This window comes from Winogradskyella sp. UBA3174 (genome assembly GCF_002364335.1).
Lineage (GTDB): Bacteria > Bacteroidota > Bacteroidia > Flavobacteriales > Flavobacteriaceae > Winogradskyella.
In genome coordinates this window covers 1-3,137 of record NZ_DEXW01000081.1, presented here as the reverse complement: position 1 = coordinate 3,137, position 3,137 = coordinate 1, and the positions used below count along the sequence as shown (strand labels likewise).

The 3,137-nt window shown below is 34.6% G+C and carries 6 protein-coding genes; all 6 read left to right on the top strand.

The genetic code is table 11. The features are described from left to right. Positions 1-213, top strand: a 213-nt coding sequence (locus tag B2U95_RS15745) for a hypothetical protein (protein WP_296317848.1), incomplete at its 5' end; no start/stop codon positions are given. Continuing rightward, the gene (locus B2U95_RS15740) at positions 204-329 is read left to right on the top strand and encodes a hypothetical protein (RefSeq protein WP_296317847.1); all 126 of its coding nucleotides are present in this window, start codon (positions 204-206) and stop codon (positions 327-329) included. The genes B2U95_RS15745 and B2U95_RS15740, both read left to right, overlap by 10 nt. Positions 330-427: 98 nt before the next feature. Further along, positions 428-859 carry a hypothetical protein gene (locus tag B2U95_RS15735; protein ID WP_296317845.1) on the top strand — a complete coding sequence of 144 codons (432 nt, stop codon included), beginning with the start codon at positions 428-430 and terminating at the stop codon, positions 857-859. Next, a complete protein-coding gene (locus B2U95_RS15730; protein ID WP_296317843.1) occupies positions 822-1,064 on the top strand; it encodes a hypothetical protein in 243 nt (80 codons plus the stop codon). Before B2U95_RS15735 ends, B2U95_RS15730 begins: the two co-directional genes overlap by 38 nt. A 1-nt stretch (position 1,065) precedes the next feature. Further along, positions 1,066-2,715 carry a terminase large subunit domain-containing protein gene (locus B2U95_RS15725; protein WP_296317841.1) on the top strand — a complete coding sequence of 550 codons (1,650 nt, stop codon included), beginning with the start codon at positions 1,066-1,068 and terminating at the stop codon, positions 2,713-2,715. A 4-nt stretch (positions 2,716-2,719) separates the two neighbouring features. Further along, positions 2,720-3,079: a hypothetical protein gene (locus B2U95_RS15720; protein WP_296317839.1), complete on the top strand. Its 360-nt coding sequence runs from the start codon at positions 2,720-2,722 to the stop codon at positions 3,077-3,079. Positions 3,080-3,137 lie beyond the last annotated feature (58 nt).

Here is a 3,137-nt window from a genome sequence, read left to right as displayed (position 1 = left end):
CCTTTTGTAGAATTAAGTATTACCGCACCTAACATTGCAACACTATCGGATAGAGGTGGTAAAGAAGATAAAATGAGAGAGCAACTTTTATCAACAGCAGAAGCAGGATATCAAGAAAGAGAAATTAAAGAAGAGTTAAAAATTATACCGGAGTCTCCAGAATGGAAAAAAGAAAAACGAGTAAAGAAGAAACAAAAAAGCCAGTGGCTTTAAAGAAGCCAAATATTAAAATAGAATTAAATCATTTAGGTTATCCTTTAGACGACCCTTATGGCTTAGTAGCAGCTTTCTGTAATGAAAAAGCTCCTATGACTGTGTTTAATGGTTAAACACGTTGGTCAATGGTACTGGTCTAATGACTGGCTTGGTAATAAATCAAAAGCCTGGTATTTTGGCCCACGATTAGATTGGATGAATTTAGATAAAGATGAACTTACTACCAGAAACAAAAAAAGAAAAAGAACTAACACAGCAACAAGAAAAATTTCTTGACGCATTATTTGGAGAAGCTAATGGCAATCCAAAACATGCAGGTGAAATAGCAGAGTACGCAGAAGGTTCATATACCTACGCAATTAAATCTCTCAAGTCAGAAATTATGCAAAGAGCTGAAACAGTTCTTGCCGCACATTCACCTAAAGCTGTTATGGGTTTAGTTAGTGGATTAGATGCAGATGGAAGCCTACCACAGGCAAACATTCGTATTGAAGCGGCTAAACAAATACTTGATAGAGTAGGTTTAGGTAAAAGAGAACAATTAGACGTTAACGCAAAAATAGCACACGGAATATTTATACTACCCGCAAAAGATGACATCATTAATGGAGCAACAGAATCAATTTCCGAGCCGGAGGCGTAAGTCTCGAGTTATACCATTTGGGTATAAAAAATCGGAAACGGATGATAAAGTATTAGAGCCAATTCAAGAAGAGTTGGAAGCTCTAGAACAAGCAAAAGTTTATTTAGATAATTCATCTTATAGAGAAGTTGCTACTTGGGTAACTAAAAAAACAGGAAGATATATTAGTCATGTAGGTTTATTGAAAGCAATCAATAGGTATTAATGTGAATGATATACCTCCTCCAAAATTAAAATCTGCACAAGGAAAACAGAGAGAAAAAAAACCTGTTGCATCTTTAGCAAAAGCTAGAGAATCAGCAAGGCTATCTGTTAAAAAACAACAAGATAAATTAAGTAAATTAAAAAGTAAATTACAAAATGCAACTCGTGTTGCACAAACAAAAAAAGAAAGTTTAAAGCAGATAGATAAAGCTTTAGATGGAAAAGAAACAACAGTTATAGATAAACAGATTTTAGAATCTGTACCGGATAATGTTCGTGATTTAGTAAACAAACAAGATGTTATATTTGAGCCTAATGAAGGCCCACAAATGCAATTCTTGGCTTCATCAGAAAGAGAAGTATTCTATGGGGGTGCTCGTGGTGGAGGTAAATCTTATGCCATGCTAGTAGACCCACTTCGTTATTGTACTAAAGCGGCTCATAGAGCACTCTTAATACGAAAAACGATGCCAGAGCTTCGTGACATGATTACACACTCTCAGAGGCTGTATTCTAAGGCATATCCTGGTGCTAAATGGAGAGAGCAAGAAAAAGAATGGCGATTTCCTTCTGGTGCTAGAATTGAGTTTGGTTATGCAGATAACATGACAGATGCTCTTCGTTATCAAGGACAATCATATACTTGGATTGGAATAGATGAATTACCACAGTATCCTACTCCAGATATATTTAATTTTCTACGTTCTTCTTTAAGAAGTGTAGACCCAACTATACCTGTATACTTACGAGCAACAGGTAATCCGGGTAATATTGGCTCTCAATGGGTAAAAGAAATGTTTGTTAATCCAAACACACCTAATGAACCTTTTTATATTAATATTGAAACACCAATGGGTGTAAAACAAATATCAAGGCGGTTTATACCGGCAAAATTGGAAGACAATCCATACTTAATGCAGACAGATGATTACTATGCAATGTTATCATCATTACCAGAAATACAAAAAAAACAATTTTTACAAGGAGATTGGGATGCTTTTGAGAATTCATCATTTCCAGAATTTAGTAAAGCTACACATACTACTGACGCTTTTGACATACCTAAGAGTTGGTCTAAGTTTCGTTCTTGTGATTGGGGCTACTCTAGTCCTGCCTGTTGTTTATGGTTTGCTGTTGATTGGGATAATAATTTATGGGTTTATCGAGAACTATATACGACCAGAGTAACAGCAGATAGATTCGCTAGAATGGTTATGGAATTAGAACATGGTGAGTATATAAAATATGGTATACTCGATTCTTCTACATGGGCTAGGCGAGGAGATGTTGGGCCAAGTATAGCTGAGACAATGATTGTTGAAGGATGTAAATGGAGACCTGCAGATAGGTCGCCTAAAAGCAGAGTTAATGGAAAAATGGAATTGCATAAAAGATTTAAAATTGATGGAGTTACAGAATCTCCCCAATTAAAAATTTTTAATAATTGTAAAAACTTAATACGAACACTTCCCTTACTGCCAGTAGATAAACATAATCCGGAAGATGTAGATACATATTCTGAAGACCATGCTTATGATGCACTTAGATATGGTGTTATGAGTAGACCTTTAAATCCTAATTCAAATAATGGATTTTTAAATTCAGAAAAAGACCCTAAGTTTAAACCCGCTGACAGTATATTTGGATATTAAAAACATGCATAAGAAAGAGATACTTTGTGAATGTAACTCAGAATTACCAGAATCAATTAAAATTGGTTACAGAAATTACAAATTGGAAGCATGGAAACAAACTGTTGCAACAGCTAACGAAGCAAGTGGTCAACTTTTTATTACAGCAGGTGTCTTAGGATACAACCAAGAAGAAAAAGGAGTTTCTCATGCTAATACAATATTACATGAAATTATGCATGGCATAATATATCAATGGAATATGGAATTAGATGATAAAGTTGAAGAAACAATAGTTAATAGTTTAGCTAATGGTTTAACAACAGTATTTGTAGATAACCCAGAATTATTAGGTTATTTAAAAACTAAAATTAAGGAGGGCTAATGCCACAACCAGTATTAACAAAATATAAGCAGGGAGACCTTGGTGCTGAATATCCAAA

Excerpts from the sequence above, each read along its gene's own strand:
- B2U95_RS15735 (WP_296317845.1), top strand. The coding sequence starts at position 428 with ATGAACTTACTACCAGAAACAAAAAAAGAAAAAGAACTAACACAGCAA.
- B2U95_RS15730 (WP_296317843.1), top strand. The coding sequence starts at position 822 with ATGGAGCAACAGAATCAATTTCCGAGCCGGAGGCGTAAGTCTCGAGTT.
- B2U95_RS15720 (WP_296317839.1), top strand. The coding sequence starts at position 2,720 with ATGCATAAGAAAGAGATACTTTGTGAATGTAACTCAGAATTACCAGAA.